28 protein-coding genes are annotated in these 24,327 nt (G+C 72.3%); 13 read left to right on the top strand and 15 right to left on the bottom strand.

The annotated features are described in order from the left end of the window. Nucleotides 1-25: 25 nt before the first annotated feature. The gene (locus ACIGO6_RS07365; RefSeq protein ID WP_399872575.1) at nt 26-688 is read left to right on the top strand and encodes a nucleoside/nucleotide kinase family protein; all 663 of its coding nucleotides are present in this window, start codon (nt 26-28) and stop codon (nt 686-688) included. A 55-nt stretch (nt 689-743) separates the two neighbouring features. Here the strand turns inward: ACIGO6_RS07365 and ACIGO6_RS07360 are convergent, their stop codons facing one another. Then, nucleotides 744-905 carry a hypothetical protein gene (locus tag ACIGO6_RS07360; protein WP_399872572.1) on the bottom strand — a complete coding sequence of 54 codons (162 nt, stop codon included), beginning with the start codon at nt 903-905 and terminating at the stop codon, nt 744-746. A gap of 128 nt (nt 906-1,033) precedes the next feature. On the opposite strand from ACIGO6_RS07360, the gene ACIGO6_RS07355 reads away from it, so the two are divergent. Together ACIGO6_RS07355 and ACIGO6_RS07350 are read left to right on the top strand one after the other, a co-directional pair. Continuing rightward, a complete protein-coding gene (locus tag ACIGO6_RS07355; RefSeq protein ID WP_399872569.1) occupies nt 1,034-1,975 on the top strand; it encodes a MurR/RpiR family transcriptional regulator in 942 nt (313 codons plus the stop codon). 316 nt (nt 1,976-2,291) lie between these two features. Further along, on the top strand, nt 2,292-2,675 hold the full coding sequence (locus ACIGO6_RS07350) for a hypothetical protein (RefSeq protein ID WP_399872567.1): 384 nt from the start codon (nt 2,292-2,294) through the stop codon (nt 2,673-2,675). Between the two features lie 33 nt (nt 2,676-2,708). Here ACIGO6_RS07350 and ACIGO6_RS07345 read toward each other — a convergent pair whose 3' ends face one another. Beyond that, entirely contained in the window at nt 2,709-3,200 is a 492-nt protein-coding gene (locus ACIGO6_RS07345) for a flavin reductase family protein (RefSeq protein WP_399872564.1), read from the bottom strand. 231 nt (nt 3,201-3,431) lie between these two features. Then, nucleotides 3,432-4,274, bottom strand: coding sequence for a hypothetical protein (locus tag ACIGO6_RS07340; RefSeq protein WP_399872561.1), 843 nt, complete (start codon nt 4,272-4,274; stop codon nt 3,432-3,434). 130 nt (nt 4,275-4,404) lie between these two features. Between ACIGO6_RS07340 and ACIGO6_RS07335 the strand changes: the two genes are divergently transcribed. Then, a complete protein-coding gene (locus tag ACIGO6_RS07335) occupies nt 4,405-5,139 on the top strand; it encodes a TetR family transcriptional regulator (protein ID WP_399872558.1) in 735 nt (244 codons plus the stop codon). Between the two features lie 160 nt (nt 5,140-5,299). Beyond that, entirely contained in the window at nt 5,300-5,722 is a 423-nt protein-coding gene (locus tag ACIGO6_RS07330) for a Zn-ribbon domain-containing OB-fold protein (RefSeq protein WP_399872555.1), read from the top strand. A 12-nt stretch (nt 5,723-5,734) separates the two neighbouring features. Here the strand turns inward: ACIGO6_RS07330 and ACIGO6_RS07325 are convergent, their stop codons facing one another. Beyond that, on the bottom strand, nt 5,735-6,121 hold the full coding sequence (locus tag ACIGO6_RS07325) for a PPOX class F420-dependent oxidoreductase (RefSeq protein ID WP_399872553.1): 387 nt from the start codon (nt 6,119-6,121) through the stop codon (nt 5,735-5,737). 55 nt (nt 6,122-6,176) lie between these two features. Beyond that, on the bottom strand, nt 6,177-7,355 hold the full coding sequence (locus ACIGO6_RS07320) for a MalY/PatB family protein (RefSeq protein ID WP_399872550.1): 1,179 nt from the start codon (nt 7,353-7,355) through the stop codon (nt 6,177-6,179). Here ACIGO6_RS07320 and ACIGO6_RS07315 point away from each other — a divergent pair. Together ACIGO6_RS07315 and ACIGO6_RS07310 are read left to right on the top strand one after the other, a co-directional pair. Continuing rightward, nucleotides 7,354-8,412 carry a hypothetical protein gene (locus ACIGO6_RS07315; protein WP_399872548.1) on the top strand — a complete coding sequence of 353 codons (1,059 nt, stop codon included), beginning with the start codon at nt 7,354-7,356 and terminating at the stop codon, nt 8,410-8,412. The two genes, ACIGO6_RS07320 and ACIGO6_RS07315, sit on opposite strands and share 2 nt — an antisense overlap. Nucleotides 8,413-8,528: 116 nt before the next feature. Next, on the top strand, nt 8,529-9,905 hold the full coding sequence (locus tag ACIGO6_RS07310; RefSeq protein ID WP_399872547.1) for a S1 family peptidase: 1,377 nt from the start codon (nt 8,529-8,531) through the stop codon (nt 9,903-9,905). A gap of 17 nt (nt 9,906-9,922) precedes the next feature. Here the strand turns inward: ACIGO6_RS07310 and ACIGO6_RS07305 are convergent, their stop codons facing one another. The 3 genes from ACIGO6_RS07305 to ACIGO6_RS07295 form a co-directional block, all read right to left on the bottom strand. Beyond that, entirely contained in the window at nt 9,923-10,747 is an 825-nt protein-coding gene (locus ACIGO6_RS07305; protein WP_399872544.1) for an EamA family transporter, read from the bottom strand. Between the two features lie 56 nt (nt 10,748-10,803). Further along, complete coding sequence (locus ACIGO6_RS07300; protein WP_399872541.1) at nt 10,804-10,989, bottom strand: hypothetical protein; 186 nt, start codon at nt 10,987-10,989, stop codon at nt 10,804-10,806. 150 nt (nt 10,990-11,139) lie between these two features. Next, nucleotides 11,140-12,303: an ROK family protein gene (locus ACIGO6_RS07295; RefSeq protein ID WP_399872538.1), complete on the bottom strand. Its 1,164-nt coding sequence runs from the start codon at nt 12,301-12,303 to the stop codon at nt 11,140-11,142. 164 nt (nt 12,304-12,467) lie between these two features. Here ACIGO6_RS07295 and ACIGO6_RS07290 point away from each other — a divergent pair, with 164 nt between their 5' ends. From ACIGO6_RS07290 to ACIGO6_RS07275, 4 genes are read left to right on the top strand one after another with little or no spacing between them, the layout of a single operon-like run. Beyond that, complete coding sequence (locus ACIGO6_RS07290) at nt 12,468-13,364, top strand: carbohydrate ABC transporter permease (RefSeq protein WP_399872535.1); 897 nt, start codon at nt 12,468-12,470, stop codon at nt 13,362-13,364. A gap of 16 nt (nt 13,365-13,380) precedes the next feature. Beyond that, nucleotides 13,381-14,292 (top strand): carbohydrate ABC transporter permease, encoded by a 912-nt coding sequence (locus ACIGO6_RS07285; RefSeq protein WP_399872533.1) that lies wholly within the window; start codon nt 13,381-13,383, stop codon nt 14,290-14,292. 10 nt (nt 14,293-14,302) lie between these two features. After that, nucleotides 14,303-15,640, top strand: coding sequence for an ABC transporter substrate-binding protein (locus ACIGO6_RS07280; RefSeq protein ID WP_399872531.1), 1,338 nt, complete (start codon nt 14,303-14,305; stop codon nt 15,638-15,640). Between the two features lie 14 nt (nt 15,641-15,654). Continuing rightward, on the top strand, nt 15,655-16,857 hold the full coding sequence (locus tag ACIGO6_RS07275; protein WP_399872528.1) for a Gfo/Idh/MocA family protein: 1,203 nt from the start codon (nt 15,655-15,657) through the stop codon (nt 16,855-16,857). A 31-nt stretch (nt 16,858-16,888) separates the two neighbouring features. Here the strand turns inward: ACIGO6_RS07275 and ACIGO6_RS07270 are convergent, their stop codons facing one another. Both ACIGO6_RS07270 and ACIGO6_RS07265 read right to left on the bottom strand, forming a co-directional pair. Beyond that, the gene (locus ACIGO6_RS07270) at nt 16,889-17,584 is read right to left on the bottom strand and encodes a L,D-transpeptidase family protein (protein ID WP_399872525.1); all 696 of its coding nucleotides are present in this window, start codon (nt 17,582-17,584) and stop codon (nt 16,889-16,891) included. Between the two features lie 157 nt (nt 17,585-17,741). Next, nucleotides 17,742-18,572, bottom strand: coding sequence for an SDR family NAD(P)-dependent oxidoreductase (locus tag ACIGO6_RS07265; RefSeq protein ID WP_399872524.1), 831 nt, complete (start codon nt 18,570-18,572; stop codon nt 17,742-17,744). 49 nt (nt 18,573-18,621) lie between these two features. Between ACIGO6_RS07265 and ACIGO6_RS07260 the strand changes: the two genes are divergently transcribed. Continuing rightward, a complete protein-coding gene (locus tag ACIGO6_RS07260) occupies nt 18,622-19,161 on the top strand; it encodes a hypothetical protein (protein ID WP_399872521.1) in 540 nt (179 codons plus the stop codon). Here ACIGO6_RS07260 and ACIGO6_RS07255 read toward each other — a convergent pair. The 3 genes from ACIGO6_RS07255 to ACIGO6_RS07245 all read right to left on the bottom strand — a co-directional run bounded on the left by ACIGO6_RS07255 (nt 19,145) and on the right by ACIGO6_RS07245 (nt 21,913). Beyond that, nucleotides 19,145-20,071, bottom strand: coding sequence for an SDR family oxidoreductase (locus ACIGO6_RS07255; protein ID WP_399872518.1), 927 nt, complete (start codon nt 20,069-20,071; stop codon nt 19,145-19,147). The two genes, ACIGO6_RS07260 and ACIGO6_RS07255, sit on opposite strands and share 17 nt — an antisense overlap. A gap of 124 nt (nt 20,072-20,195) precedes the next feature. Next, on the bottom strand, nt 20,196-20,825 hold the full coding sequence (locus tag ACIGO6_RS07250) for an MBL fold metallo-hydrolase (protein ID WP_399872517.1): 630 nt from the start codon (nt 20,823-20,825) through the stop codon (nt 20,196-20,198). Beyond that, nucleotides 20,825-21,913 carry an S-(hydroxymethyl)mycothiol dehydrogenase gene (locus tag ACIGO6_RS07245; RefSeq protein WP_399872514.1) on the bottom strand — a complete coding sequence of 363 codons (1,089 nt, stop codon included), beginning with the start codon at nt 21,911-21,913 and terminating at the stop codon, nt 20,825-20,827. The genes ACIGO6_RS07250 and ACIGO6_RS07245 overlap by 1 nt, the downstream gene beginning before the upstream one ends. Before the next feature lie 203 nt (nt 21,914-22,116). Between ACIGO6_RS07245 and ACIGO6_RS07240 the strand changes: the two genes are divergently transcribed. Continuing rightward, on the top strand, nt 22,117-22,482 hold the full coding sequence (locus ACIGO6_RS07240) for a nuclear transport factor 2 family protein (RefSeq protein ID WP_399872512.1): 366 nt from the start codon (nt 22,117-22,119) through the stop codon (nt 22,480-22,482). A gap of 241 nt (nt 22,483-22,723) precedes the next feature. On the opposite strand, the gene ACIGO6_RS07235 is transcribed toward ACIGO6_RS07240, so the two are convergent. Both ACIGO6_RS07235 and rfbB read right to left on the bottom strand, forming a co-directional pair. Continuing rightward, nucleotides 22,724-23,224 carry a metallophosphoesterase family protein gene (locus ACIGO6_RS07235; RefSeq protein ID WP_399872510.1) on the bottom strand — a complete coding sequence of 167 codons (501 nt, stop codon included), beginning with the start codon at nt 23,222-23,224 and terminating at the stop codon, nt 22,724-22,726. A gap of 13 nt (nt 23,225-23,237) precedes the next feature. Further along, nucleotides 23,238-24,218 (bottom strand): dTDP-glucose 4,6-dehydratase, encoded by a 981-nt coding sequence (gene rfbB / locus ACIGO6_RS07230; RefSeq protein WP_399872508.1) that lies wholly within the window; start codon nt 24,216-24,218, stop codon nt 23,238-23,240. Nucleotides 24,219-24,327: the final 109 nt, after the last annotated feature.

Raw genomic sequence — 24,327 nt, 5'->3', positions numbered from 1 at the left:
GGCGTCGGGTGACACACTCTGCGGTGTGCCGCTGACATTCGACGACCTCCTCGCCCGCGCCCGCTCCCTCCCCCGGGACGGGCGGCGGGCGATCCTCGGTGTCGCCGGGAGCCCCGGCGCCGGGAAGTCGACGCTCGCCCGGGCGCTGGTGCGGGAGCTGAACGGCACGGGTGAGCCCTGGGTCGCGCACGTCCCCATGGACGGCTTCCACCTCGCCGACGCCGAGCTGGACCGGCTCGGCCGCCGGGGCCGCAAGGGCGCCCCCGACACGTTCGACGCGGCCGGGTACGCGGCGCTGCTGCGCCGCCTGCGCGAGGAGTCGGACGGGGACGTCGTGTACGCGCCCGGCTTCGAACGGGTGCTGGAGCAGCCGGTCGCGGGGGCCGTCCCGGTGCCGCCGACGGCGCGGCTGGTCGTGACGGAGGGCAACTACCTGCTGCTGGGCACCGGCGCGTGGGCACGAGTGCGGTCCCGGCTCGACGAGGTGTGGTTCTGCGAGCTGGAGGAGGCGGAGCGGATCCGCCGGCTGGTGGCCCGGCACGAGGAGTTCGGCAAGTCCCACGAGGACGCGGTCGCCTGGGTGCACGGCCCGGACCAGCGCAACGCCGGCCTGGTCGCCGCGACCCGGGACCGCGCGGACCTCGTCGTACCGGCGGCGGCGCTGCCCGTCGTGGAGGCGGGCGGGTGACCGTCGTCGGGCCGCCCGGCCGGCGCGCCGTGGTCGTGGCGCGGTCACCGGCCGGTCATCGCTCGTCGTAGTCGTCGGGGCGGACCTGTGCCTCCTCCAGGGCCTCGCGCATGGTCCGGCCGGTGCCGCCCGGCGGGCGGGGCGCCTCCTCCTCGCGCCGGTCGAGCACGTCGTCGGTGGTGTCGGTCTTCGGCCGGTTCTCTTCCGGGACGGTCATGACGGTGACTCCTCGTCGGTGCGGTCGCTTCCGTGGCGGCGGGTTCCCGGACAGCGCGGTGCTATCCCCACCGGTCGCGCGCCCCTGACGACCACGGCCCGTGGGCTATGTTGACCTCCGTGGGGAACATGGGAGACAAAGGAGGCGCACCCGTGCCATCGCCGCAGCAGGCACGCGCGCAGGCATCGGCGATCACCTCGGGACGGGCGGCCCCGGAGACGGAGGCCTCCCCCACCTACCGGCTCAGGACGCTCTTCGACCGGCCCCGCCTCTCCCCGGGCCAGCGGCGCATCGCGCAGTACCTGATCGAGCACCTCACCGAAGCGGCGTTCCTGTCGATCACCGACCTCGCCGACCGGGTGGGCGTGAGCCAGCCGTCGGTGACGCGGTTCGCCTCGGCGGTCGGCTTCAGCGGCTACCCCGCGCTGCGGGAGCAGCTCCAGGCGATCGCGCTCGGCGGCCGGGGCACCGGTGCGGCCGAGGAGATGCGCGGCAACGAACTCCAGGCGGCCGTCGATGCCGAGATCGAGAACCTGGAGAACCTGCGGCGCGACTTCGCCGATGCCGACCGGGTGATCGACATCGGCCGCAAGCTGGCCGCGTCGGCACCGCTCACCGTCCTCGGGCTGCGCATCTCCGTCTCCCTCGCCGAGTACTTCGCCTACGCGGCCCGCCGCGTCCACCCCGACGTGCGCCTGGTGACCCGGGGCGGCACGGTCGCCTACGACGCCCTGCTCCAGTCCCGGGAGGCGGGCGGCACCTGGGTGCTGGCCTTCTCCATGCCCCGGCATGCCCACGAGACCCTGGGAGCCGTCCGGGTGGCACGCGATGCCGGGCTGAAGGTCGCGCTGATCACCGACCTGGCGCTCGGCCCCATCGCGGACGAGGCCGACGCGACCTTCGCCACGGGCACCGGGTCCCGGCTGGTCTTCGACTCCTACGCCGCACCCGGCGTGATGTGCGCGGCGCTGCTCCAGGCCATGACCGACGCCGACCCCGAGCGGACGCAGGCCCGGCTCGAGGAGTACGAGCACGTCGCCGACCAGCACCAGTTCTTCCTGCGGGACTGAGCCGCCCGCGCGGTCAAGCCGGTGAATTGGTTGGCACGGACGGGGCCATCCACATCAAAGCAGGCATGAATGTTTTCATACGTCTTGCAAAGTGGATGGCATATATAAATACTGCTCACGGATCGCGACCCGGCCGCCCCGGACCGCATCCGCACCTGCGCGAACATCTCCGGCCGCCGACTCCTACCCGCTCCGGCGTACGGGATGTTCCGTCGGGCACCGCCTGCGCGAGCGCCCGCGGCGGTCCCGGTCATCCCCTGGGCCGGGGCCGCCCCCACCGTCGCACCACCCCGTCGACGCCGCACACCCGGAAGCGATGATCATGCCCCTGACGACCACGCGCATCAGCCCGGACTGGCCGTGCCAGGTCAAGACCCCCGGCAGCTACGACTGGGAGCGCTCGGCCGCCAGGTGGCTGCGCGAGCTGGTCCCGGCCCGCTACGCCGGCTACCCCGCGCTGATCCGTCACCCCGTGCTGCTCGCCCGCCACGCGCAGATCCAGGTCCAGCAGGAGATCCGGGTGGCCCGCACCGCCCTGCAGACCGCCCGGGCCGACCTGCCCCGGCTCGGGCTGCCCGAGTCGGTCATCGAGCACACCATCAAGCTGTACGCGGCGGAGGTGCTGCAGTTGCAGCACATCGCGCGCAGCGTGCGGGCGGTCACCGAGGCACTGGTCGCCCGGGGCAGCACCGGACGCTGACGGGCGCGCGAAGGCGCAGGGCGCCGGCGGCGGTCAGTCGACCGGGTGGCCGGGCTCGATGGTCCGGGCGTCGGCGAGCCGCAGCACCGGTCCGCCGGACGCGTCGCGCCCGCCCCACTCGACCGGGTCGAGCACGAAACCGACGTGGTCGCCCCCGTCGACCCGCGCCAGGACCCGGCCGACGAACCACGCCTCGACGTCCTCCAGCACGACGGCCCCGCCGTACCCCGCGCGCCATCGGACCTGCCGGAACTTGTCCACCAGGTCGCCGGTCTGCCCGCCGAACACCTCGGCGGTGCCACGCTGTTCGGGGGCGAGCAGATGGACGGCCAGGAACTCGGCGAACCGGGCGACCCGGAAGGTCCGGTTCACCTCGGAGAGCCACACGACGAACCGCACCGGTTCCAGGGAGCACTGGGAGGAGAACCCGACCAGGCAGCCCGCCCGCTCCCCGTCCGCCGCGGCCGTCACCACGCACATGTCCGGGTCCAGCCGACCGAGAAACACGTCCATGCCGTCGTCCATGCCGGCCATGCTAGGACCTGTACGGCGGATCATGCCGCGGACGCGGGGTCCTGCACGCCCATCTGCCGCGTTGTCGTCGGTTGCCGACTCCCCCACGCTCGGCTTCGCTCGCGCGGGGGCCCCCATCGCGTCGACGCCCTCCTCCGCCTTGGAGCTGGACGCCCCAGACCCCGCTCACCGGCGACGATGAGATGCCGCGGCCTTCCTGCGACCCGATCCGCCGGACAGGGCCTAGGCGGCGGCCGCCACCAGGCGTCGCAAGGCGTTCCGCAGGGCGTCGACGAAGCCGCTGCGGCCCTTCTCGTCGAGGGCGTCCAGCGACAGATAGGGGTTGAGGTCCTCCAGCTCGACGAGGAGCAGCTCACCGCCGGGCGCACGGCAGGCGTCGACGCGCTGGATGCCGTGGTCGATGCCGTTCCACTCGACGAACCGCCGCGCGAACGCGAGGTCGTGCGCGGTGGCGTCGTAGGGCTCCAGTTCCCAGCGACGGGCCGGGTCCGGCGCGTAGAGGGCGTACTGGAAGTCGTGGTCGACGAAGTAGAACGAGATCTCGTGGGAGAAGTCGACGCGCGGCTGGACGAGGAGGTCGCCGGCGTCGCCGCGCAGCGCCTCGTGGACGCGGTCCGCGGGCACGGTCCGCAGTCCTATCGAGTCGGCACCGAGCCTGGGCTTGACAACGTACTCGTCCGCCGGGGGCAGTCGGTGCAGATCCTCCGGCCGGTCCACGGTGGGGATGACCGGGTACCCCGCCGCGGTCAGGTCGAGCAGGTACTGCTTGCCCGCCATGTCGGCCCTGCCGGTGAGCTGGTTGTAGACCGGGGTTCCGCGTTCGGCCGCGCGCTCGCGGAAGGCGTCGTACGCGGCCCGGTACCCGAGGACGGGGCCGCTGTTGCGGACGACGACCGCGTCGAAGCCGTCCAGCAGCGCGGCGGCGTCCCGGGGGTGGCACAGGGCCAGGTCGAAGTCCTCGCGCAGGCGGGAGGTCAGGAAGATGTCCTCGTCGCAGTAGCGCCGCCCGCGCGCCTCGTAGGCGAGGTCGGTGACGTACAGGATGCGGGGGCGGGGGGACGGCATGGGGAACTCCTCGCGGGCTGACCGGAGGTGATCGTATGCGATCGGTACGGCCGGGCGACAGGTGCACCGAGTTCCCTGTTCGGGCTGCACTGAGTGCCATCGACGCCGGTGAGCTGCTACGTTCCCCTCCATGAGCTCCAGCAGTGCGGCGCCCCGCCGCGGGGACCGGGCGGACACGGCGGGTGCCCGGCCGCCGATGCGTGAGGCGCTGGTCGCCGCGGCCTTCCGGCTGTTCCTGGAGCGGGGTTACGAACAGACCACCGTCGACGACATCGTCGCGCTCGCCGGCGTCGGACGGCGGTCGTTCTTCCGCTACTTCCCCTCCAAGGAGGACGTGGTCTTCCCCGACCACGAGCGGTGCCTGGCGGACATGACGGCCTTTCTGGACGCCTCCCCCGAGGACGCCGACCCGGTGGTGCGGGTCTGCGACGCGGCCCGCCTCGTGCTGCGCATGTACGCCGAGAACCCGCCCTTCTCGGTGCAGCGTTACCACCTCACCAGGAAGGTCCCCGGGCTGCGCGCGTACGAGCTCTCGGTGGTGTGGCGCTACGAGCGCGCCCTCGCCGCGTACCTGCGCGGACGGCTGGGCGGCCGGCCGGACGGGATCCTGCGGGCCGACGTGATCGCGGCCGCGGTGGTCGCGGCGCACAACAACGCCCTGCGTTCCTGGCTGCGTTCGGACGGGCGGGACGACGCGGGCGCCGCGGTGGACCACGCGCTGGGGTACGCGCAGTCCACGTTCGGCGGCGTTCCGGTGCCGCCCCGCGACCAGGCCCCGGAGGACGTGGTGGTCGTCGTGTCCCGGCGCGGAACGCCCCTGTGGCAGGTCGTACGGGAGATCGAGACGGCGTTCGCACACGACTGACCGGTCTCTCACCCGAAATCGAGGGTACGGAGTGCCTTTACGAGTGGCACTCAGTGCCATACGCTGTCGGGCGTGCACGGCGGCACGGCGAGCCGCGCACACGCGTGCCCGGGTGACCGCGCACGCGGGATTCCGGCCCGAGTGCAGGGAGTTGACCAGCGTGTACCACCACTCAGGAAACGTCGCTCGGCAGACAGTCGGCGCCGCGACGGGCGTGCTCGACCCCAAGGCCCCCGAGGCCCCGGACACCGAGGCGGTCTTCTTCCAGCGCTGCACCTGGTGCGGCACCGCCATGTACCACCGGGTGCTGTGCCCGGTCTGCCGTGGCAGCGATCTGCGGACCGAGCGCAGTGAGGGCACCGGGACGGTGCGCCACGCCACGGTGGTGCACCGCAACACCCCCGCCGCGCGCAACGTCTCCCTGATCGAGATGGCCGAGGGCTTCGTGCTGCGCGGCCGGGTCATGGGACCGCTGATCGGCATTCACAGCGGCGACCGGGTGCGGCTGTCCACGGCCAAGGACCCGGTGCGGGGCGAGCCGGTCTTCCAACTGGTCGACGAGCCGTACCGGGCGTGGACCTGAGCACCGTGCGGCTCAGGACGGCAGCGTGATCCGGATGCCCAGCGTGCCGTCCGTGCCCCGGCGCAGCCGGCTGCCGAAGAGGGTCAGCCGGCCGATGATGCCGTACTTGCGGGCGATCAGCCGCCGGTAGCGAACGGTCGTGGCCGGGTCGCAGATCTCCGCGGTCGCCGGGACCTGGTCCCCGGTCGGGTTGCCGCGCACGTCGCACGGACCCACCAGGACGTCGGCGCGGTTGCGGACGCGCTTGACCTTCCAGGAGTCGGCGGCCGTCCAGACGCCGAGCGCGTCCCCGTCCCGGACGACCCACACCGGGGTGGCGACCGGTGTGCCGTTCTTCCGGTGGGTGGTGAGCAGCAGGTACTTGCCGGCCCCGAGCCGGGCCAGTGACGCGTCGTCCATGGCGCGGAGTCTAGGCCAGGACCCACGGTGTGGATCAGGGCACGGGCCCCCCGTCTCACGCCACGGCCGCCGCCATCCTCCGTACCGCCTCCGTCAGTACGTCCGGTGAGGTCGCCAGGTTGAGCCGTGCGTGCCCCGTCCCGCCGGTGCCGAAGGGGAGGCCGGAGCTGAGGGCCACCCGGCCGCGGCGCAGGAAGACGTCCGCCGGATCGTCACCGAGGCCGAGCGCCCGGCAGTCGAGCCAGGCGAGGTAGGTCGCCTCCCCGGGGTGGTGGACGACGCCGGGGAGGTGCTCGGCCAGCAGGTCGGTGAGCAGGCGTCGGTTGTCGGCGATCCCCGCCAGTGCGGCGTCCAGCCAGGCGGTGCCGTCCCGCAGGGCGGCGGTGTGGGCGAGCACCCCGACGTGGCTGGGGCCGTGGCCGACCTCTTCCGGCATCCGCGCCAGGTCGGCGGCGGCGCCGGGGCCGGCGAGGGCGAGCGCCGCCTTGAGCCCGGCCAGGTTCCAGCCCTTGGACGCCGACATCAGCGCGAGGCCGCGCTCGGCGCCGGGCACGCTCAGATACGGCACGAACCGCGCGCCCGCGGCGACGAGCGGCGCGTGGATCTCGTCCGCGACGACCCGGACCCCGTACCGCTCGGCGAGCTCGGCCACGGCGGCCAGCTCGGCGGCGGTGTGCACCGTGCCGGTCGGGTTGTGCGGGCTGCACAGCAGGTGGGCGGCCCGCCCGCCGTCGGCGACGGCCCCCCGGAACGCCTCTTCCAGCACCCCGAGGTCGAGCCGCAGGTCCGCGCCGAGCGGTGCCTCGACGACGCGCCGGTCCATGTGCGTCACGAACTGGTAGAACGGCGGGTAGACCGGCGGGTTGACGATCACCGGATCGCCGGGCCCGGTGACCAGCTTGAGCATCTCGACGACACCCAGCATCACGTCGGGCACGATCGCGGTGCGTTCGACGGCGAGGTCGTCCCATCCCCACCGCTTGCCGGCGAAGGCGGCCAGGGCCTCGGCGTAGGCGGTGCCGGCGGGGTATCCGGTGTCGCCCGTCTCCACGGCGTCCGTGACGGCGCGCACGACGGGTTCGGCGAGCGGCACGTCCATCTCCGCCACCCACAGGGGCAGCACGTCCGCGGGGTGGGTGCGCCACTTCATGCTCGTACGGCGGCGCAGCTGGTCGAGGGAGAGGGCCAGAAAAGGGTTCGCTTCGCCGGGCGGGTCGTGCGGGATGCTGGTCATGGGGCACAAGATAGGGGGCCGTGGTGTGACCGGGAAATGGGACGACGGCGCACGGACCGCGCCGGTGGGGGCGTTCTGGGAGATCGCGTGCGACGAGTCGGGTTCGGACGGCGAGAACCTGACCGGCGGGAACACGGACGTGTTCGCCCATGCCGGCGTGCGGCTGCCCGTGCCGACGGCTGCGGCCGCCGTGCAGGAGATACGGGACCGGATCCGCTCGCCCGCGGAGGAGTACAAGGCCAACCATCTGCTGCGGGAGAAGCACCGGGCCGTGCTGGAGTGGCTGCTCGCCCCGTCGGGCCCGCTCCACGGGCACGCGCACGTGCACCTCACCGAGAAGGCGTACTTCGTGGTGGAGCGGGCCGTCGGATTGCTGCTCGGCGACCCGGCGGGGGCCCTCCCCCTCTTCCGCGAGGGGCGGCGGACCTTCGGGGAGGAGGCGTGGCGGGAGTTCCTGGAGGCGACCAACCGGCTGCTGTGGGTCCGCTGGTCCGGCCCCGACGGCAACGGCTCCGGACAGGACCCGGCGGCGCCCGTCGACACCTTCTTCCGCACGGTGGACGCCCTGGGCCGCGCCCATCCCGGTACGGACGCGGCGGCGACGCTCGGGCGGCTCGCGGCGGCCCGGCCCCGCGCGGACGCCTACCGGGAGCGGCGCCTGGACGGCCCGGCGCTGGTCCCGCTCCTCAATCCGCTGCTGCCCGCCGTCGTCGCCACGGCCGCGTACTGGAGCGCGGGCGGGCGGACGGTCCGCCTGGTGCACGACCGGCAGAACATGCTGACCCCGGAGCGCATCGCCTGGGTGGAGGAGACGGCCCGGCTGGCCGGTGTCCGGCTCGCCGGTGTGCGGCTGGTCCGCGCGGGGCTCGACCCCCGGGTGCAACTCGCCGACTTCCTCGCCGGGATCGCCCGCCGGGTCGCCTCCGACGAGCTGGGCGGACGCGGCGACGCGGAGCTCACGGCGCTGCTGCGGCCGTACGTCGACGACGCCTCCGTGTGGGGCGACGAGGCCAGTTGGGACCGGCTCACCGGGGACACCGCACCCGCGGCGAGCTGAACCCGAGGGCCGCCCGGTGAACACGGCCGTGCCCGTACCCGTATGGGAGGAGGGCGCTCGACGTCCGGAGGCCCCCGCGGTGGGGACACCGCGAGTTCGGGTTCGGGAGCGCACGCATGAGGCACGCACGACGACGGATCGTCCGGCGAGCGGCACGGCTGGCGGCCGTCGGCGGACTCCTGCTCGGGGGGACGATGGTCACCCGGGCGATGGCGAGCGAGCCACCGGACGGGTCCGCGGCGCCGCACACGTTGGCGCAGACCGCGTCCGGCACCGGCGGCGCGCTCGTGGCACGGCTGGGCACCTCCCGTACGGCGGGCCACTGGGTCGGCGCCGACGGGCGGCCGGTCGTCGCGGTCACCGACGAGCGCACGGCCGAGGAGGTACGGCGGGCCGGCGCCGAGGCGAAGGTCGTGCGGCACAGCATGTCCGAACTGCGGTCGGCGACCTCGACGCTGCGTGCGGCGACCCGGGTGCCCGGGACGGCGTGGGCGCTCGACTACCGGTCCAACGAGGTGGTGGTACGCGGTGACAGCACCGTCTCCGGGGCCGACTGGTCCCGGCTGACCGGGGTCGCGGAGGGCATCGGCGGCTTCGTCCGCATGGAACGCACCGAGGGCACCTTCACCACGCGTCTGAACGGGGCGCAGCCCATCCTGTCGACGGCGGGGCGCTGTTCGGCGGGCTTCAACGTGACCGACGGAAGCAACGACTTCATCCTCACCGCCGGTCACTGCGGGCCGACGGGGTCCGTCTGGTTCGGTGACAACGGGGGTGACCGGCGGGTCGGGGCGACGGTCGCCGGGAGCTTCCCCGGGGATGACTTCTCGCTGGTGGAGTACGCGAACGGCAAGGCGGGCGACGGCGCCGACGTGGTGGCGGTCGGCGACGGCAAGGGGGTGCGCATCACGGGAGTGGGCGAACCGGCCGTGGGGCAGCGGGTGTTCCGCAGCGGCAGCACCAGCGGGCTGCGCGACGGGCAGGTCACGGCGCTCGAGGCGACGGTGAACTACCCGGAGGGCACGGTGACCGGCCTCATCGAGACCGACGTGTGCGCCGAACCCGGGGACAGCGGGGGGCCGATGTTCTCCGAGGGCCTCGCCCTCGGGGTGACGTCGGGCGGGAACGGCGACTGCGCCAAGGGCGGTACGACGTTCTTCCAGCCGCTGCCCGAGGCCATGGAGTCGCTCGGCGTCCGTCTGATCGTCTCCGGGCAGCAGGGCGCGGGGGCGGGGGCGGGGACCGCGCCGTCCTCGCCGGCCGCCACCGGTGGCGGTGGCACCACCCCGGGCGCGGCGGCACCGGGGGCCACGGCACCCGTGACGGGCGTCAGCGGCTCGACCCTGCTCTCCCGTCTCACCGACCGGCGCACCATCGGCCCCGGCATGCTGGTCGTCGCGGGAAGCCTGATCGCGCTGGTGGCGACCCGCTGGATCCGCACGGAACAGGACCGGAAGGCCTACCGGCGGCACTACTCGGCGACCTGGGGGTGAGCCGTTCCCCCCGGGTGTCAGCCCACGGTCAGCAGCACCGTGGCCGCCGCGGCGCCGATCAGGCCCACGGCCTGCCGTCGGTCGACCCGCTCGTGGAGGAGGGCGAGGCCCAGGATCACGGGCAGCGCCGGGTAGAGGGAGGCGAGGACCACGGCGACCGACAGCAGCTGACGCTGGGCGGCGAGGAGGTAGAGGATCAGGCCGAGGGCGGCACCGGCGCCGATCAGCAGCGCCTCGGCGGACCGGCGCGGCGGCAGGCGCAGGCGCCCGGTGTGGCGTACGGCGCCGGGCAGCAGCAGGAGCACGGCGGCGACCCGGCCGGCCGCCACGGGCCACAGGCCGCTGTCGGGGCCGGCCTGTCCGAGGCCGAGGTACTGGACGGCGACGCCCGCGCTGGCGAGCAGCCCGTCGGAGACGGCGTGGCCGGGGCCGGTGCCGCCGCCCGAGACCAGCCAGAGCGCGGGCACGGTGACGAGGATCCCGAGCCAGGCGACGGCGCCCGGACGGTCCCCGAGGACGAGCACGCCGCACAGGACGGAGAGCGCGACGCCCGTGACGGCGCTCACCGGCACCACCACGCTCATCGCGCCACGGCTCAGGCCGCGGTTGAGGAAGTGCATGGCGACGCCGCTGCCGACGCCGGACAGGGCGCCCCACAGCAGGTCCGCGGTGCGGACGCCGGGGGTGGTCACGAGGAGGGCGGCCACGCAGGCGAGCGCGAGCCCGCCCACCTGGCCGAGGAAGGTGACGGCGGCGAAGTGGACACGCCGGGACAGCAGGCCGCCGGAGAAGTCGACGATGCCGTAACAGACGGCCGAGGCCAGTGCGAGAAGGGCACCCATCCGGTGGGGGTGCCCCGGGCCGGGGCTCCGATGCGACGAGGAGGCTCAGGTGCCGGTCAGGCGGCCTTCGCGGGCTCCGGGGCCGCGGCGGCCCACTCCATGACGAGCCGCTGGTACTCCGCGCGCTGCTCGACGCTCAGTGTCCCGCCCGACCGGAGCCACAGGGCCCGGATCTCCTCGTTGACCTCGGCAGCCGATCGCTCGGAGGAGGGTTCAACAGTGGTGGACATGCTGTGAAGCATACGGCGCCGGGCGTGAAGGCGATGTGAGTAATCGCGAGCCAATCGGACATATCGGACCGTGTTACTGATCACGTCGATCCCGCCATCTGTCAAGGGTCACCCGCGAGTTGGTTCACCGCATGTGTGTTCCGCCACACCCTGCCCGCCCCTTCACACCTGCGTCGCTCCCAGCACCAGCACCTGGATCGCCAACACGGCGGCGCCGCGCGCCCAGTCGTGGAAGTCGGACACCCTGGTCTCCAGACCGACCGGCGCGGCCCGTGGGTGCCGGTTGTCGCGGACGGTGTCCTGCACCACCTTCCCGGCCACGTCCATCAGCCCCACCCCCTCCCCTGCGAGCAGGATCTTCTCGGGCATCACGAAATTGGCGATCTGCGCCACCAGAGCGCCGAGGGCCCGCCCGGCCTCCTCGATCACCCGGGCGGCCACGGGCTCCCCGGCGGCGGCGGACGCGAGGATCTCCTCGTACGTCAGGTCGCGCCCGACGGCGGCCCGGACCTGGTAGCGGATGTTGGGGATGGTCAGCAGCGAGACGGCGCTGCCACGCCGGCCGTCCGGGGTGAGCGGGCCGTACGGGTCGAGGATCCAGTGGCGCCCGAACCCGCGGTCCTCATCCCCGGAGTACGGCACCCGCCTGCCGCCGAGTACGAGTCCGTAGCCGATGCCGGCGCCGATGGTGAGGACGACGAACCGGTCCAGGCCGCGCCCCGCCCCGAACCAGGTCTCGGCCTCCACGAAGGCGGCGGTGTCGTTCTCGACGACGACCGGCAGCCCGGTGCGCTCTTCGACGAGTCCGGCCAGCGGAACGCCCTTCCACCCCAGGAAGGGGGACTCGCCGACCACGGCCCGCCCCTCCACCAGCCCGCCGACCCCGATACCGATGCCGGCGACGCGGCGCCGGCCGCGGGACAGCTCCGTGGTCATCCCGGCCAGCAGATCGGCGACCTCGCCGGGGTCGCGCGTGACGAGCGGACGGTCGTGGTGGGCGACGATCTCGCTCCTGAGGGTGGTGAGAACGCCGTACACCATGTCCTGGGTGATCTTGAAGCCCAGGAAGTACCGCGAGTCGGCGACCACGTCGAGCGGCTGCGACGGACGGCCCTGCCGGCCCCCGGCGGGCACACCCGCCTCCTGGACCTCCACCAGCAGCCGCGACTCGATGAGCGGCTTGGTCAGCCGGGTGAGGCTGCCGGGCGAGAGATCCAGCCGCCGGGCGAGGTCGGTGCGGGACAGCGGGCCGTGCACGAGCACCTCGATCGCCACGGACCGTTCGCCGGGGCTCAGCGGAAGCCAGCTCTCGGCACCAACGGGCATCACACCCCCCAGTTTCTTCTGTACCGGAAATAATGCGGCCACTGTAAACCCGCACATCACCCCCGTCATCCCCCGTGGACGATGTCTGCCCGACCTCTTGACGGGCGATTCTTCCACCTCAAAAGTAAGTGAGGTCGAGCCGCCGCATGCGAGGGAGTCTCCCGATGGCCGTCGCCACCAGCAGCCGTGCCGGGAACCGGGGCGACGGACGTCTCGCCGCGGTGTTCGTCGCCCCGGCACTGCTGGGCTTCGTGGTCTTCCTGCTCTGGCCGACACTGCGCGGCATCTACCTGAGCTTCACCCGCTTCAACCTGCTGACGCCGGCGCAGTGGGTGGGCCTGGACAACTACGTGCGCATGGTGAACGACCCCATCTTCTGGGAGTCGCTGCGCGTCACGGTCGTCTACGTGGTCGTCAACATCGGCGTGCAGACGGTCGCGGCCCTGGTCATCGCCGTGCTGCTCCAGCGGCTGACCCAGTCGTCACTGCTGCGCGGGATCGTGCTCACGCCGTATCTGATGTCCAACGTCGTGGCCGGCGTCGTCTGGCTGTGGATCCTGGACACACAACTGGGCATCGGCAACGAGCTCGTCGCGGGCCTCGGCCTGGACCGCATCCCGTTCCTCGCCGACGAGACCTGGGCCGTCCCGACCATCGCGCTGATCAACGTGTGGCGGCACGTCGGTTACACCGCGCTGCTGCTGTTCGCCGGGCTCCAGGCCATCCCGGGCGACATGTACGAGGCCGCGAAGGTGGACGGCGCGAGCGAGTGGCGGATGTTCCGGCGGATCACGCTGCCGCTGCTGCGGCCGGTCCTCGCGGTCGTCCTGATCATGACGGTGATCGGTTCGTTCCAGGTCTTCGACACGGTCGCCGTGACCACCGCCGGCGGACCGGCGAACGCCACCAACGTGCTCCAGTTCTACATCTACGGCGCCGCCTTCGGCCGCTTCCAGTTCGGATACGCCTCGGCCATGTCCGTGGCGCTGCTCGTCGTGCTGAGCGCCATCACCTTCGTCCAGTACCGGCTCACCCGGGCCGGCCGGACCGACCTCGGCTGACGGGGAGGAGAACGAGATGACCGGCACGACGACAGTACGGCGCGGCAGGCGCAGGCGGCTCTCCCCCGGACGGATCGTGGCCTGGGCCGTGCTGGCCGCGATCGTCCTCGTCACCCTGCTGCCCTTCTACTGGATCCTGCGCACGGCTCTCTCCACCAACGCCGGGCTGGCCGGCCACCCGGCCCACCCGCTGCCGGTCGACCCGACCACGGGCGGCTTCGAGCGGGCTCTCGGCCTGCAGTCCGCCGAGGAGGCGATCGCGCAGGGCGGCTCGGGCAGCGGCCTGAAGTTCTGGCGGTACCTGCTCAACTCGGTGTTCGTCTCCACCCTGATCACCGTCTGCCAGATTCTCTTCTCCGCCATGGCCGCGTACGCCTTCGCCCGACTGCGCTGGCGAGGCCGGGACACCGTGTTCACCCTGTTCCTGGCGGGGCTGATGGTGCCGGCCATCTTCACGCTGCTGCCGAACTTCGTCCTCGTCAAGGAGCTCGGCCTGGTGGACACCCTGCTGGGCATCGCCCTGCCGACGATGTTCATGACCCCGTTCGCGGTGTTCTTCCTGCGGCAGTTCTTCATGGCCGTCCCCCGGGAAGTGGAGGAGGCTGCCCTGCTGGACGGCGCCGGGAAGGTGCGGGTCTTCTTCCGGGTGCTGCTGCCGATGGCGGCGACGCCCGTGCTGACACTGGCCGTGCTGACGTACATCACGTCCTGGAACGACTACTTCTGGCCGCTGATGGTCTCCTACAGCGACACCTCGCGTGTGCTGACCGTGGCGCTGGCCGTCTTCCGCGCACAGACCCCGACGTCCGGCGTCGACTGGTCCGGCCTGATGGCGGCCACGCTCATCGCGGCGCTGCCGATGCTGCTGCTCTTCGGCGTCTTCGCGCGCCGCATCGTCGGCACCATCAGCTTCACCGGCATCAAGTGAGGGGACGGACATGCGATTTCGTACGACCGCCGCTCTGACCGGGGCGCTGGTGCTGTCCCTGGTGAGCGGCTGTGCGCGGGGCGGCGCCGGGTCGTCCGCGGACACGGTGACGTACTGGCTCTGGGACACCAATCAGCTGCCCGCGTACCAGGCGTGCGCCAAGGACTTCGAGAAGCGGAACCCGGGCCTGGACGTGAGGATCTCCCAGATGGGCTGGGACGACTACTGGACCAAGCTCACCGCGAGCTTCATCGCGGGCACCCAGCCCGACGTGTTCACCGACCACATCCAGAAGTTCGGCCAGTTCGCCGACCTGGAGGTGCTGGAGCCGCTCGACGACCTCGGCATCGAGGACTCCGACTACCAGCCCGGTCTGGCCGCGGGCTGGCTCGGCGAGGACGGTCACCGCTACGGCGTCCCGAAGGACTGGGACACCGTCGCCCTCTTCTACAACGAGGAGTCGGCGAAGGACGCCGGGCTGAGCGCCGAGGAGCTGGGCGGCCTGTCCTGGAACCCCGAGGACGGCGGCACCTTCGAGAAGGCCGTCGCGCGCCTGACCGTGGACGAGAGGGGCAGGCGGGGCGACGAGCCCGGATTCGACAAGGACAACGTCGAGGTCTACGGCCTGGCCACCAACGGCGGCGGCGACGGCGACGGCCAGACGACGTGGAGTCACTTCGCCGCGTCCGCCGGGTGGACCTACACGGACAAGGAGCGGTGGGGCACCGAGTACCAGTACGACGACGACACCTTCCAGTCGGTCATCGAGTGGTACTTCGGGCTGGCGGACAAGGGTTACATGGCCCCCTTCACCGACTACTCCCAGTCCAACGAGGCCCACGCCCAGGTGGCCGCGGGCAAGGCGGCCGCCGCCTTCGACGGGGCGTGGATGATCTCGACCTACGCCGGATTCCAGGGCCTGGACATCGCGACCGCCGTCACCCCCGCCGGCCCGACCGGCAGGCGGGCCACGATGATGAACGGCCTCGCGGACTCCGTCACCAAGAACGCCGACAACAAGCCGGGCGCCATGAAATGGGTGAAGTACCTGGCCTCCGACGAGTGCCAGCGGACCGTGGGCGGCCACGGCATCGTCTTCCCGGCCACGCCCGGCGGCACCGAGGCGGCCGTCGCGGCCTACGGGAAGAAGGGCATCGACGTGACGGCCTTCACCCGGCCGGTCGACGACAAGCAGAACTTCCGGACCTTCTCCTACCCCGTCACCAACTACGCCGCCGACGTGCAGGCACTCATGCGCCCCGCCATGCAGGACGTCTACGGCGGCGGAAAGCCGGTGAGCGTCCTCGACGAGACCAACGACCAGATCAACCTGATCCTCGACCAGTGAAGGGCACCTCATTCATGACGTTCTCCCTCGGCATCGTCGGAGCCGGCCAGTTCTCCGGGCAGTTCGCCAGGCTGTTCCTGGCCCACCCCGGCGTGAGCGACGTGTACGTCACCGACCTGCTCCCCGAGCGGGCCGAGCGGCTCGCCGCCGCCGAAGGCCTCACCGGCACCTTCCCCGGCTACGGGGCGATGCTGGAGTCCGGGGCGGTCGACGCCGTCGCGATCTTCACCCAGCGCTGGACCCACGGCCCGCTGGTGCTGCAGGCGCTGGGCGCGGGCAAGCACGTGTACTCGGCGGTCCCCATGGCGATCACCGCGCAGGAGATCGCGGACATCATCGACGCGGTCAGGGCGACCGGGCTGACGTACATGATGGGCGAGACGAGCCAGTACCACCCGGCGACCGTGCATGCCCGCAACCGGATCGCCGAGGGCGCCTTCGGCCGGCTCTTCTACGCCGAGGGCGACTACGTCCACGACATGGACCTGGGGTTCTACGAGGCGTACCGGTACAGCGGGGGCGAGGGGTGGAAGGCCACCGCCAGCTATCCGCCGCTGCTCTACCCGACGCACTCGGTGGGCGGGGTGCTGGGCGCCTGGCAGACGCACGCGGTCAGTGTCTCGGCGCTCGGGGTCGTGGACGAGCGCGGGGACGGCGTCTTCGACCGGTCGGTCAGCCGGTTCGACAACGACGTCTCCAACGCGACCGCGCTGTTCGAGGTGGCCGGCGGCGGGTCGTTCCGTACGAACGAGTTCCGGCGGGTCGGCTATCCCTCGCACATCCGGGAGTCCCGTTTCCGCTTCTTCGGCACCGAGGCGAGCATGGAGCAGCTCGCCACGGTGGCACTGTGGCAGGACAAGAACGGTGTGGAGGACATCAGCGAACTGCTCGAACCCAAGCCCACCGTGTCCCCCGACGACCCGTCCCTCCAGCACATCGCGCCGGAGCTGCGGGCCGCCTTCACCTCGGGGTCGGCGCCGGTGCACGACCGCGCTCGGCTGCCGCGGGCGTTCGACCGGATGCACAACGGGCACGAGGGCAGCCATCACTTCCTGGCGGACGACTTCGTGACCGCGGTCAACTCCCGCACCCTGCCGTCCGTGAACGCCTGGGTCGCGGCCCGCTACACCCTGCCGGGCATCGTCGCGCACGAGTCCGCGCGGCAGGGCGGGGTCAGGCTGGAGATCCCGGACTTCGGGGACGCGCCCCAGCCGTGACGCGGCCGCGTGAGCCGGGAACCCGGGTCCGTCAGGTGCCCGGCTTGCGGCCGTACACGTAGACGTCGTCGCCCTTCTTCAACAGCGACCAGTACTTCTTGGCGTCGGTCTTCGTCATGTTGACGCAGCCGTGCGAGCCCGGCGGGTTCCACATGCTGACGCCGACCGAGTGGAAGGCCTGGCCGCCGTCGAAGAACTGGCTGTAGGGCATCGGCACGTCGTAGATGGTCGAGTGGTGGTTGAGGTTCCGCCAGTAGACCTTCTTCAGGCCGGTGCGGGTCTCGTAGCCGTCTCGGCCGGTGCGGACCGGCACCGGGCCGTACACGAGCTTCTTGCCGTCCTGGATCCAGCTCAGCTGGAGGGACAGGTTCACGCAGGCGATGCGGCCCTTGTTCACCGGGCATTTACCCGCTTTGTTCGGATTCTTCCCGATGGCCTTCTGCTTCGTCATCAGGTCCATGACGCCCCAGGTGACGGGCCCCGCGTAGCCGATGTTCGGCCTGATGCCGTGCTTGGTCTGGAAGGCACTGATCGCCCTGCAGTCGGCGGTGGACTGCTTGCCGTCGGCCGGGCGGCCGAGGAACTTCTCCACCTTCTTCTGGTACGGGCCCGCCTTCGTGGTGCAACTCGCCGCCTGCGCCGGAGTGGTGCCGAGCGCGAGCGTGAGCGGTGCCACCAGCGCGGTGACCCCGAGTGCGACGGCGCCCCGTCTGCGTATGTCCCCCATGGCCGGTCAGCCTTTCGCGTCGAAGGGGTGGAACGGACAAAGGACCGTACTCGTGGTGCGCTCCTCCCCCTGCTGGACCGCCGCACGACGCTCTCGGTTGCCCACGGCTCCGCGTCGCGACGAAACAGTGACATACCGCACCCTGCGGCCCACCCCGTCAGTCCGTTCCGCCCCACTCCCGGAGCGCCTGCCGGAACCCGGTGTTGACCGCGGTCAGCCCGCCGTCGACGGCCAGGGTGGTCCCGGTGATCCAGGCCGCGTCGCGCGAGGCGAGGAAGGCGACGGCCGCCGCGATGTCCTCCGGCTCCCCGACCCGCCCCAGCGGGTACAGCCGTCGGACCGCCGCGAGTTCGCTGTCCCGGCCCTCCCAGGCCGTGGTCCGGACGGTGCCCGGCGTCACGAGGTTGACGCGGACGCCCCGTGCGGCCGCGTGTCCGGCGAGGGTGCGGGTCAGGGAGGCGAGGCCGGCCTTGGCGGCGCTGTAGGCGTGGTTGCCGAAGTCCTGGACGCCGTTGACCGAGCCGATGTTCACGATCGCGCCGCGCCCGGAGGCCGCCAGGTGGGGCAGCGCGGCACGGCAGCAGCGGTAGGCGCCGGTGAGGGTGATGTCGAGGTCGCGCGCCCAGGACTCATCCGGTTCCTCCTCGAAGAGCGGGGCGTCGGGGGTACACGCGTAGGCGTTGTTGACCAGCACGTCGAGGGTGCCGAAGGTGTCCGCGGCGTGGGCGACCGCCGCCTCGACGGACGCCCGGTCGGCCACGTCGCAGGCGAACGCCTCGGCGGTGCCCCCCTGCTCCCTCAACTCCCCCGCCGTTCGCCGCGCGGAGGGAAGGTCCACGTCGGTCAGCAGCACCCTCGCCCCCTCGGCCGCGAGCCTGCGGGAGACGGCCGCACCGATCCCCCTGGCCGCGCCCGTGACCAGTACCCCGTGGTCCGTGAAACGCCCTGTGTCCGGCCTTGCCCCGTCCGCCCCTGTCCCGTCCGTCATGGCCCGACGGTACTGCCGGAACGATCACTTGGGCAGATAGCGTGCGTCCATGTCCGCGTTCTTGCAGCAACTGCCCGCGCTCATAGGTGTCGTCATCGGTGCGCTCGGTTCGTATCTCGCCGTGGTCCGCAGCGACCGGGCCCGGTTCCGCCGCGAGACCGCGGCACGCTGGGAGGAGCGCAGGCTCGCGGTCTACGGCGACTACGCCCGGGCGCTCAAGACCTCCGTCACGCTGACGTACCGGATCGCCGCCCACCTCGGCAACGACCCGCACCCCCATCCCCTGACTCCCGAGGAGGCGGCGCCCGCGCAGACGGAGGCCGTGCTCGCCCGGGACCCCGCGGGCGAGGCCCTGCTGATGCTGGGCAGTCCGCAGGTGGTGGAGAAGGCGCGCGTCTGGGTCGTGACCGTGATGGAGATGGAACGGTTCCTGCGCGACGGCACGCGCGACCCGGTCGCCTGGGAGGCCCTGCTGGAGCGGCAGCGCGCCGGACGTGAGGGCTACTACACGGCCGTACGGGAGGACCTGGCCCTGCCGCCGGGTCACGCGGCCCGGTGGCCGCTGCCGCCGGTCAGCGGTAGCCGGTGACGTCGGCGGGCTTGTCCGCGTCCTGGACCTCGACGAGGTAGCGCCAGGCGTCCGGGCGGCTGCCGTCCAGGTCGGTGAAGCCGTACTCCTGGGCGAGGCCGCCGCTGGAGAGGGACCGGCCGTTGAAGCGGGCCGCGCGCGGGTCGGTGGCGAGGGCGGTGACGGCTCGGCCGACGTAGCGGGGCGTCTCGGAGATGGCGAAGTGCGGGACGCGGTCGAGGGCGTCGCGCCAGTTCTCCTCGCGTACGCCGAAATGGTCGAGCATCATCTCCGAGCGCAGCCAGCCCGGGGTCAGCGCGACGGCGGTGGCACCGCGCGGCCCGACTTCGTGGCCCAGGGCGAAGGCCATGCGCAGGACGGATGCCTTGGCGAGGTCGTAGAAGAAGGAGTTGCGGTAGTGCTCGCGGTTGTAGTCGTCGGTGCCGTCGGTCATCTCGACGACCAGTCCGCCGGGGCGGCGCAGCAGCAGCGGCAGGGCGTGGTGGCTGGTGATGGCGTGGGTCTCGACCGCGAGCCGCAGGAGCCTGAGGCCGTTGTCGAGGTCGTGCTCCCAGACGGGGCTGTCCCACTCGAAGAGGTGCTCGCCGCCCCAGATGTCGTTGACCAGGACGTCCAGGCGGTCCTGTTCCCGGGCGACGCGGTCGACGAGCGCGGCGACCTGGGCCGCATCGAGGTGGTCGGCCGGGACGGCGATGCCGTGGCCACCGGCCTCGGTGACCAGGTCGGCGGTGTCCTCGATGGTCTCGGGGCGGTCGTACTCCGAGCGCCGGGTACGGGTGCTGCGGCCGGTGACGTAGACGGTGGCGCCGGCCGCGCCCAGTTCGACGGCGATGCCGCGTCCGGCGCCCCGGGTCGCTCCGGCGACCAGTGCGACCCTGCCTGCCAACGGCCTCTTCGGTGATGCTGCCATGTCCGGCTCCCGTTCCTCTCCCGCACGAGTGATGTCGTGATCGAGAGTGCCCGGGAAGCCGGACATCTTCTGTCAGCTTTTGACGCGTGTTCCGTAGGCACGTCCACGCGTGTTCCGCGACGGGTCAGTGGCCGCGCTTGATCCACTCCTCCAGGTGCGGGGCCTCGGCGCCGACGGTGGTCTCGTCTCCGTGGCCGGTGAGCACCCGCGTCCCGGGCGGGAGCGCGAGCAGCCGGTCGCGGATCGAGTCGATGATGGTCGGGAAGTGGGAGTAGGAGCGGCCGGTGGCGCCGGGCCCGCCCTGGAAGAGGGTGTCGCCGGTGAAGACGGCGCCCAGGCCGGGGTCGTACAGGCAGACCGCGCCCGGCGCGTGTCCGGGGGTGTGCAGCACCGTCAGGTCGGCGCCGGCGGCCTCGATGACCAGGCCGTCGGTCAGCCAGGCGTCGGGGTTCCGGTCGGGGTGGGTCTGCTGCCACAGCGGCATGTCGTCGCGGTGCAGCCAGATGGTGGCGCCGGTGCGCTCGGCCAGGGCGGGGGCGGCGTTCACGTGGTCGTTGTGGGCGTGGGTGCACACGATGGCCGTGAGCCTGCGGTCGCCCACCGCCTCGACGATCGCCTCCGCGTCGTGGGCGGCGTCGATGACGACGACCTCGTGGTCGTCGCCGACGAGCCAGACGTTGTTGTCGACGTCCCAGGTCCCGCCGTCGAGGCTGAACTGTCCCGAGGTGACGAGGCGTTCGATGCGTGAGGTCATCACAGCACCACCACCGAACGCAGCACGTCGCCGGTGTGCATCCGCTCGAAGGCCTTCTCCACCTCGTCGAGCCGGATGGTCTCGGTGACGAACCTGCCGAGGTCCAGGCGGCCCTGGAGGTGGAGGTCGACGAGCATCGGGAAGTCGCGGGAGGGCAGGCAGTCGCCGTACCAGGACGACTTGAGGGACCCGCCGCGGCCGAAGACGTCCAGCAACGGCAGCTCCAGCTTCATCTCGGGCGTCGGGACGCCGACGAGGACGACGGTGCCGGCCAGGTCGCGGGCGTAGAAGGCCTGCCGGTACGTCTCCGGGCGGCCGACCGCCTCGATGACGACGTCGGCGCCGAAGCCGCCGGTCAGTTCCCGGATCGCCTCGACGGGGTCGGTCTCGCGGGAGTTGACGGTGTGGGTGGCGCCCATGGTGCGGGCGGTCTCCAGCTTGCGGTCGTCGATGTCCACGGCGATGACCTTCGCCGCCCCCGCCAGGTGGGAGCCGGCGATCGCCGCGTCGCCGACGCCGCCGCAGCCGATGACGGCGACCGTGTCACCGCGGCCCACGTTCCCGGTGTTGATGGCGGCGCCGATGCCGGCCATCACCCCGCAGCCCAGCAGCCCGGCCACCTCGGCGGAGACGGCCGGGTCGACCTTGGTGCACTGTCCGGCGGCCACCAGCGTCTTCTCGGCGAAGGCGCCGATGCCGAGGGCCGGGGAGAGCTCCTGCCCGGTGGAGGCGAGGGTCATCTTCTGCTCGGCGTTGTGGGTGTCGAAGCAGTACCAGGGGCGTCCGCGCAGACAGGCCCGGCACTTGCCGCACACCGCACGCCAGTTGAGGATCACGAAGTCGCCGGGGGCCACGTCGGTGACACCGGCGCCGACCGACTCCACCACGCCCGCGGCCTCGTGGCCGAGCAGGAAGGGGTAGTCGTCGCTGATGCCGCCCTGCTTGTAGTGCAGGTCGGTGTGGCACACCCCGCAGGCCTGGATCTTGACCACGGCCTCTCCCGGTCCGGGATCGGGCACGACGATCGTCTCGATCCGCACCGGCTCGTCCTTGCCCGGTGCGATCACGCCGCGTACTTCCTGCGCCATGGTCTGGACCCCTTCTTCGGCCGTTCAGCGTTCTCCCCGACCCTACGCGCAACTGATCGGTAAGGGGCGTCGTGGTGGCGTGCCGGGTGGTGCCGTCGCCACCGCGTGACCGTTGCCGTGGGCGCCGGGACGGAGGAAGCTCGAAGGAGAGGGCCGCGGCGGACCGCCTCCCTCGGCTCGCGGCCTTCTCCAAGGAGGTCGTCATGAGCACCACGGCAGGCCCCGGCTTCGACACCGAAGCACTGCGCCGGGGCATCGAAGGAGAGACGGCGGCACCCCTCTTGTCGCTCTACGCGCCGGACGCGGAGCTCCGCATCGTCGACCGGAACGACCAGCCCAGCCGCCCCAAGGTCCTGCACGGCCGGCAGGAGATCGCCGACATGCTCGACGACGTCTACAGCCGCGACATGACCCACCGGCTGGAGCGCTGCGTCGTCCAGGGCGACCAGGCCGCGTACGCCGAGGAGTGCACGTATCCGGACGGCGTCCGGGTCCTCGCCGAGTCGATGCTGTCGCTGCGGGACGGCAAGATCGTCGAGCAGACCACCGTCGTGGCCTGGGACGAGTAAGAGCTGGACGACCAATCGGACAATTCGTCCGTCGTGAGGTGTGTGAGCCCGCGCAGGACGGGTAGTCGCCCCGCATCGGACGAGGCATGCATGCCCTCGGCACTACTCCCCTCGGAAGGAGGTCCGTGACAGCGCACTCCAGAAGCGCCCGGGCCGCTTCCTCCGACACGGAGCGGCCCGGTCCGCACCGGGCAGCGTCCCCGTGGGCGCTGCCCGTCCTTCTGTCCGCCCGGCGGTCCGCCTACCGCCGCGGCAGGCGGTGCAGTTCGACCTCCCCGAGCCGGCCGTCGGCGACCGTGGTCGTCATGTAGGTGCAGTACGGCTGCCGGCGCCGGTCGGTGGGCGAGCCCGGGTTGAGCAGGCGCAGGCCGGTGTCCGCGGTGGTGTCCCAGGGGATGTGGCTGTGCCCGAAGACCAGGACGTCCACGCCGGGGAAGCGGGCGGCACAGCGGGCCTCGCGTCCCTGGGCGGCGCCCGTCTCGTGGACGACGCCGAAGCGCAGGCCGCCGAGATCGGCGTACGCCACCTCGGGCAGCCGGGCGCGCAGGCCGGGGCCGTCGTTGTTGCCGTACACGCCGACGAGTCTGCGGCTGCGGCTCTCCAGCAGGTCGAGCGTGGCCGTGTCGACCCAGTCCCCCGCGTGCAGAACGACATCGGCGCGCGGGATCTCCGCCAGCAGCCGCGCGGGCAGCTCCTTCGCCCGCTTCGGCAGGTGGGTGTCGGACATGAGGAGCAGACGCACGGATCCAGCCTAGCTAGGCGGACGGCTGGAGGATGCGTCGCTTGAGCGGCTCCCACCAGGCCCGGTTGTCGCGGTACCAGGCGACGGTCCCGGCCAGCCCGGTCGTGAAGTCGTGGCGGGGGCGGTAGCCCAGCTCGTCGCGGGCCTTGCTCCAGTCGACCGAGTAGCGCAGGTCGTGGCCCTTGCGGTCCTCGACGTGCACGACCCGGTCCCAGCCGGCTCCGCAGGCGTCGAGGAGCAGGCCGGTGAGGTCGCGGTTGCTCAGTTCGGTCCCGCCTCCGATGTTGTAGACCTCGCCGGCCCGGCCGCGGGTCCGCACGAGGTCGACGCCCCGGCAGTGGTCGTCGACGTGCAGCCAGTCACGGACGTTGCGTCCGTCCCCGTACAGCGGGACCTGCCGGCCGTCCAGGAGGTGGGTGACGAACAGCGGCACGAGCTTCTCGGGGAACTGGTGCGGGCCGTAGTTGTTGGAGCACCGCGTCACCCTGACGTCCAGGCCGTGGGTGCGGTGGTGGGCGAGGGCCAGCAGGTCGCCCGACGCCTTCGAGGCGGAGTACGGGGAGCTGGGCCGCAGCGGGTGCTCCTCGGTCGCCGAGCCGGAGTCGACGGAGCCGTAGACCTCGTCGGTGGAGACGTGCACGAAGGGCCCGACGCCGTGGCGCAGGGCCGCGTCGAGCAGGGTCTGGGTGCCGACGACGTTGGTGAGCACGAAGTCGGCGGCGGCGTCGATCGAGCGGTCCACGTGGGACTCGGCGGCGAAGTGCACCACCTGGTCGGCGTCGGCCATCAGCTTGTCGACGAGTGCGGCGTCGCGTATGTCGCCGTGGACGAAGTCCAGGCGGGGGTGGCCCGGTTCCAGGTTGTCGAGCGTGCCGGCGTAGGTGAGGCTGTCCAGCACCGTGATGTGCGGCGGCTCGGGCGTGCCGGGGGCGAGGAGGGTCCGGACGTAGCGGGAGCCGATGAATCCGGCGGCGCCGGTGACCAGGAGGTTCATGAGCGGTGCTGGGCCTTGCTGCGGTCGGTGGGGGCGGGGCTGGGCGCCCTTGACGTTACCGGCGTGCCCTGCGCGGTCCGCGGGCGGCCCCGACGCGCGCCGCGCCGGC

The sequence above is a fragment of the Streptomyces sp. NPDC053750 genome, from assembly GCF_044544295.1.
In the GTDB taxonomy this organism is placed as follows: domain Bacteria; phylum Actinomycetota; class Actinomycetes; order Streptomycetales; family Streptomycetaceae; genus Streptomyces.
This window is presented reverse-complemented; position numbering and strand designations above follow the sequence as displayed.

Coding starts and splice junctions, on each gene's coding strand:
- ACIGO6_RS07360 (WP_399872572.1), bottom strand. CDS start 905: ATGACCGTCCCGGAAGAGAACCGGCCGAAGACCGACACCACCGACGAC.
- ACIGO6_RS07355 (WP_399872569.1), top strand. CDS start 1,034: ATGGGAGACAAAGGAGGCGCACCCGTGCCATCGCCGCAGCAGGCACGC.
- ACIGO6_RS07350 (WP_399872567.1), top strand. CDS start 2,292: ATGATCATGCCCCTGACGACCACGCGCATCAGCCCGGACTGGCCGTGC.
- ACIGO6_RS07345 (WP_399872564.1), bottom strand. CDS start 3,200: ATGGACGACGGCATGGACGTGTTTCTCGGTCGGCTGGACCCGGACATG.
- ACIGO6_RS07340 (WP_399872561.1), bottom strand. CDS start 4,274: ATGCCGTCCCCCCGCCCCCGCATCCTGTACGTCACCGACCTCGCCTAC.
- ACIGO6_RS07335 (WP_399872558.1), top strand. CDS start 4,405: ATGAGCTCCAGCAGTGCGGCGCCCCGCCGCGGGGACCGGGCGGACACG.
- ACIGO6_RS07325 (WP_399872553.1), bottom strand. CDS start 6,121: ATGGACGACGCGTCACTGGCCCGGCTCGGGGCCGGCAAGTACCTGCTG.
- ACIGO6_RS07315 (WP_399872548.1), top strand. CDS start 7,354: ATGGGGCACAAGATAGGGGGCCGTGGTGTGACCGGGAAATGGGACGAC.
- ACIGO6_RS07320 (WP_399872550.1), bottom strand. CDS start 7,355: ATGACCAGCATCCCGCACGACCCGCCCGGCGAAGCGAACCCTTTTCTG.
- ACIGO6_RS07310 (WP_399872547.1), top strand. CDS start 8,529: ATGAGGCACGCACGACGACGGATCGTCCGGCGAGCGGCACGGCTGGCG.
- ACIGO6_RS07305 (WP_399872544.1), bottom strand. CDS start 10,747: ATGGGTGCCCTTCTCGCACTGGCCTCGGCCGTCTGTTACGGCATCGTC.
- ACIGO6_RS07300 (WP_399872541.1), bottom strand. CDS start 10,989: ATGCTTCACAGCATGTCCACCACTGTTGAACCCTCCTCCGAGCGATCG.
- ACIGO6_RS07295 (WP_399872538.1), bottom strand. CDS start 12,303: ATGCCCGTTGGTGCCGAGAGCTGGCTTCCGCTGAGCCCCGGCGAACGG.
- ACIGO6_RS07290 (WP_399872535.1), top strand. CDS start 12,468: ATGGCCGTCGCCACCAGCAGCCGTGCCGGGAACCGGGGCGACGGACGT.
- ACIGO6_RS07285 (WP_399872533.1), top strand. CDS start 13,381: ATGACCGGCACGACGACAGTACGGCGCGGCAGGCGCAGGCGGCTCTCC.
- ACIGO6_RS07280 (WP_399872531.1), top strand. CDS start 14,303: ATGCGATTTCGTACGACCGCCGCTCTGACCGGGGCGCTGGTGCTGTCC.
- ACIGO6_RS07275 (WP_399872528.1), top strand. CDS start 15,655: ATGACGTTCTCCCTCGGCATCGTCGGAGCCGGCCAGTTCTCCGGGCAG.
- ACIGO6_RS07270 (WP_399872525.1), bottom strand. CDS start 17,584: ATGGGGGACATACGCAGACGGGGCGCCGTCGCACTCGGGGTCACCGCG.
- ACIGO6_RS07265 (WP_399872524.1), bottom strand. CDS start 18,572: ATGACGGACGGGACAGGGGCGGACGGGGCAAGGCCGGACACAGGGCGT.
- ACIGO6_RS07260 (WP_399872521.1), top strand. CDS start 18,622: ATGTCCGCGTTCTTGCAGCAACTGCCCGCGCTCATAGGTGTCGTCATC.
- ACIGO6_RS07255 (WP_399872518.1), bottom strand. CDS start 20,071: ATGGCAGCATCACCGAAGAGGCCGTTGGCAGGCAGGGTCGCACTGGTC.
- ACIGO6_RS07250 (WP_399872517.1), bottom strand. CDS start 20,825: ATGACCTCACGCATCGAACGCCTCGTCACCTCGGGACAGTTCAGCCTC.
- ACIGO6_RS07245 (WP_399872514.1), bottom strand. CDS start 21,913: ATGGCGCAGGAAGTACGCGGCGTGATCGCACCGGGCAAGGACGAGCCG.
- ACIGO6_RS07240 (WP_399872512.1), top strand. CDS start 22,117: ATGAGCACCACGGCAGGCCCCGGCTTCGACACCGAAGCACTGCGCCGG.
- rfbB (WP_399872508.1), bottom strand. CDS start 24,218: ATGAACCTCCTGGTCACCGGCGCCGCCGGATTCATCGGCTCCCGCTAC.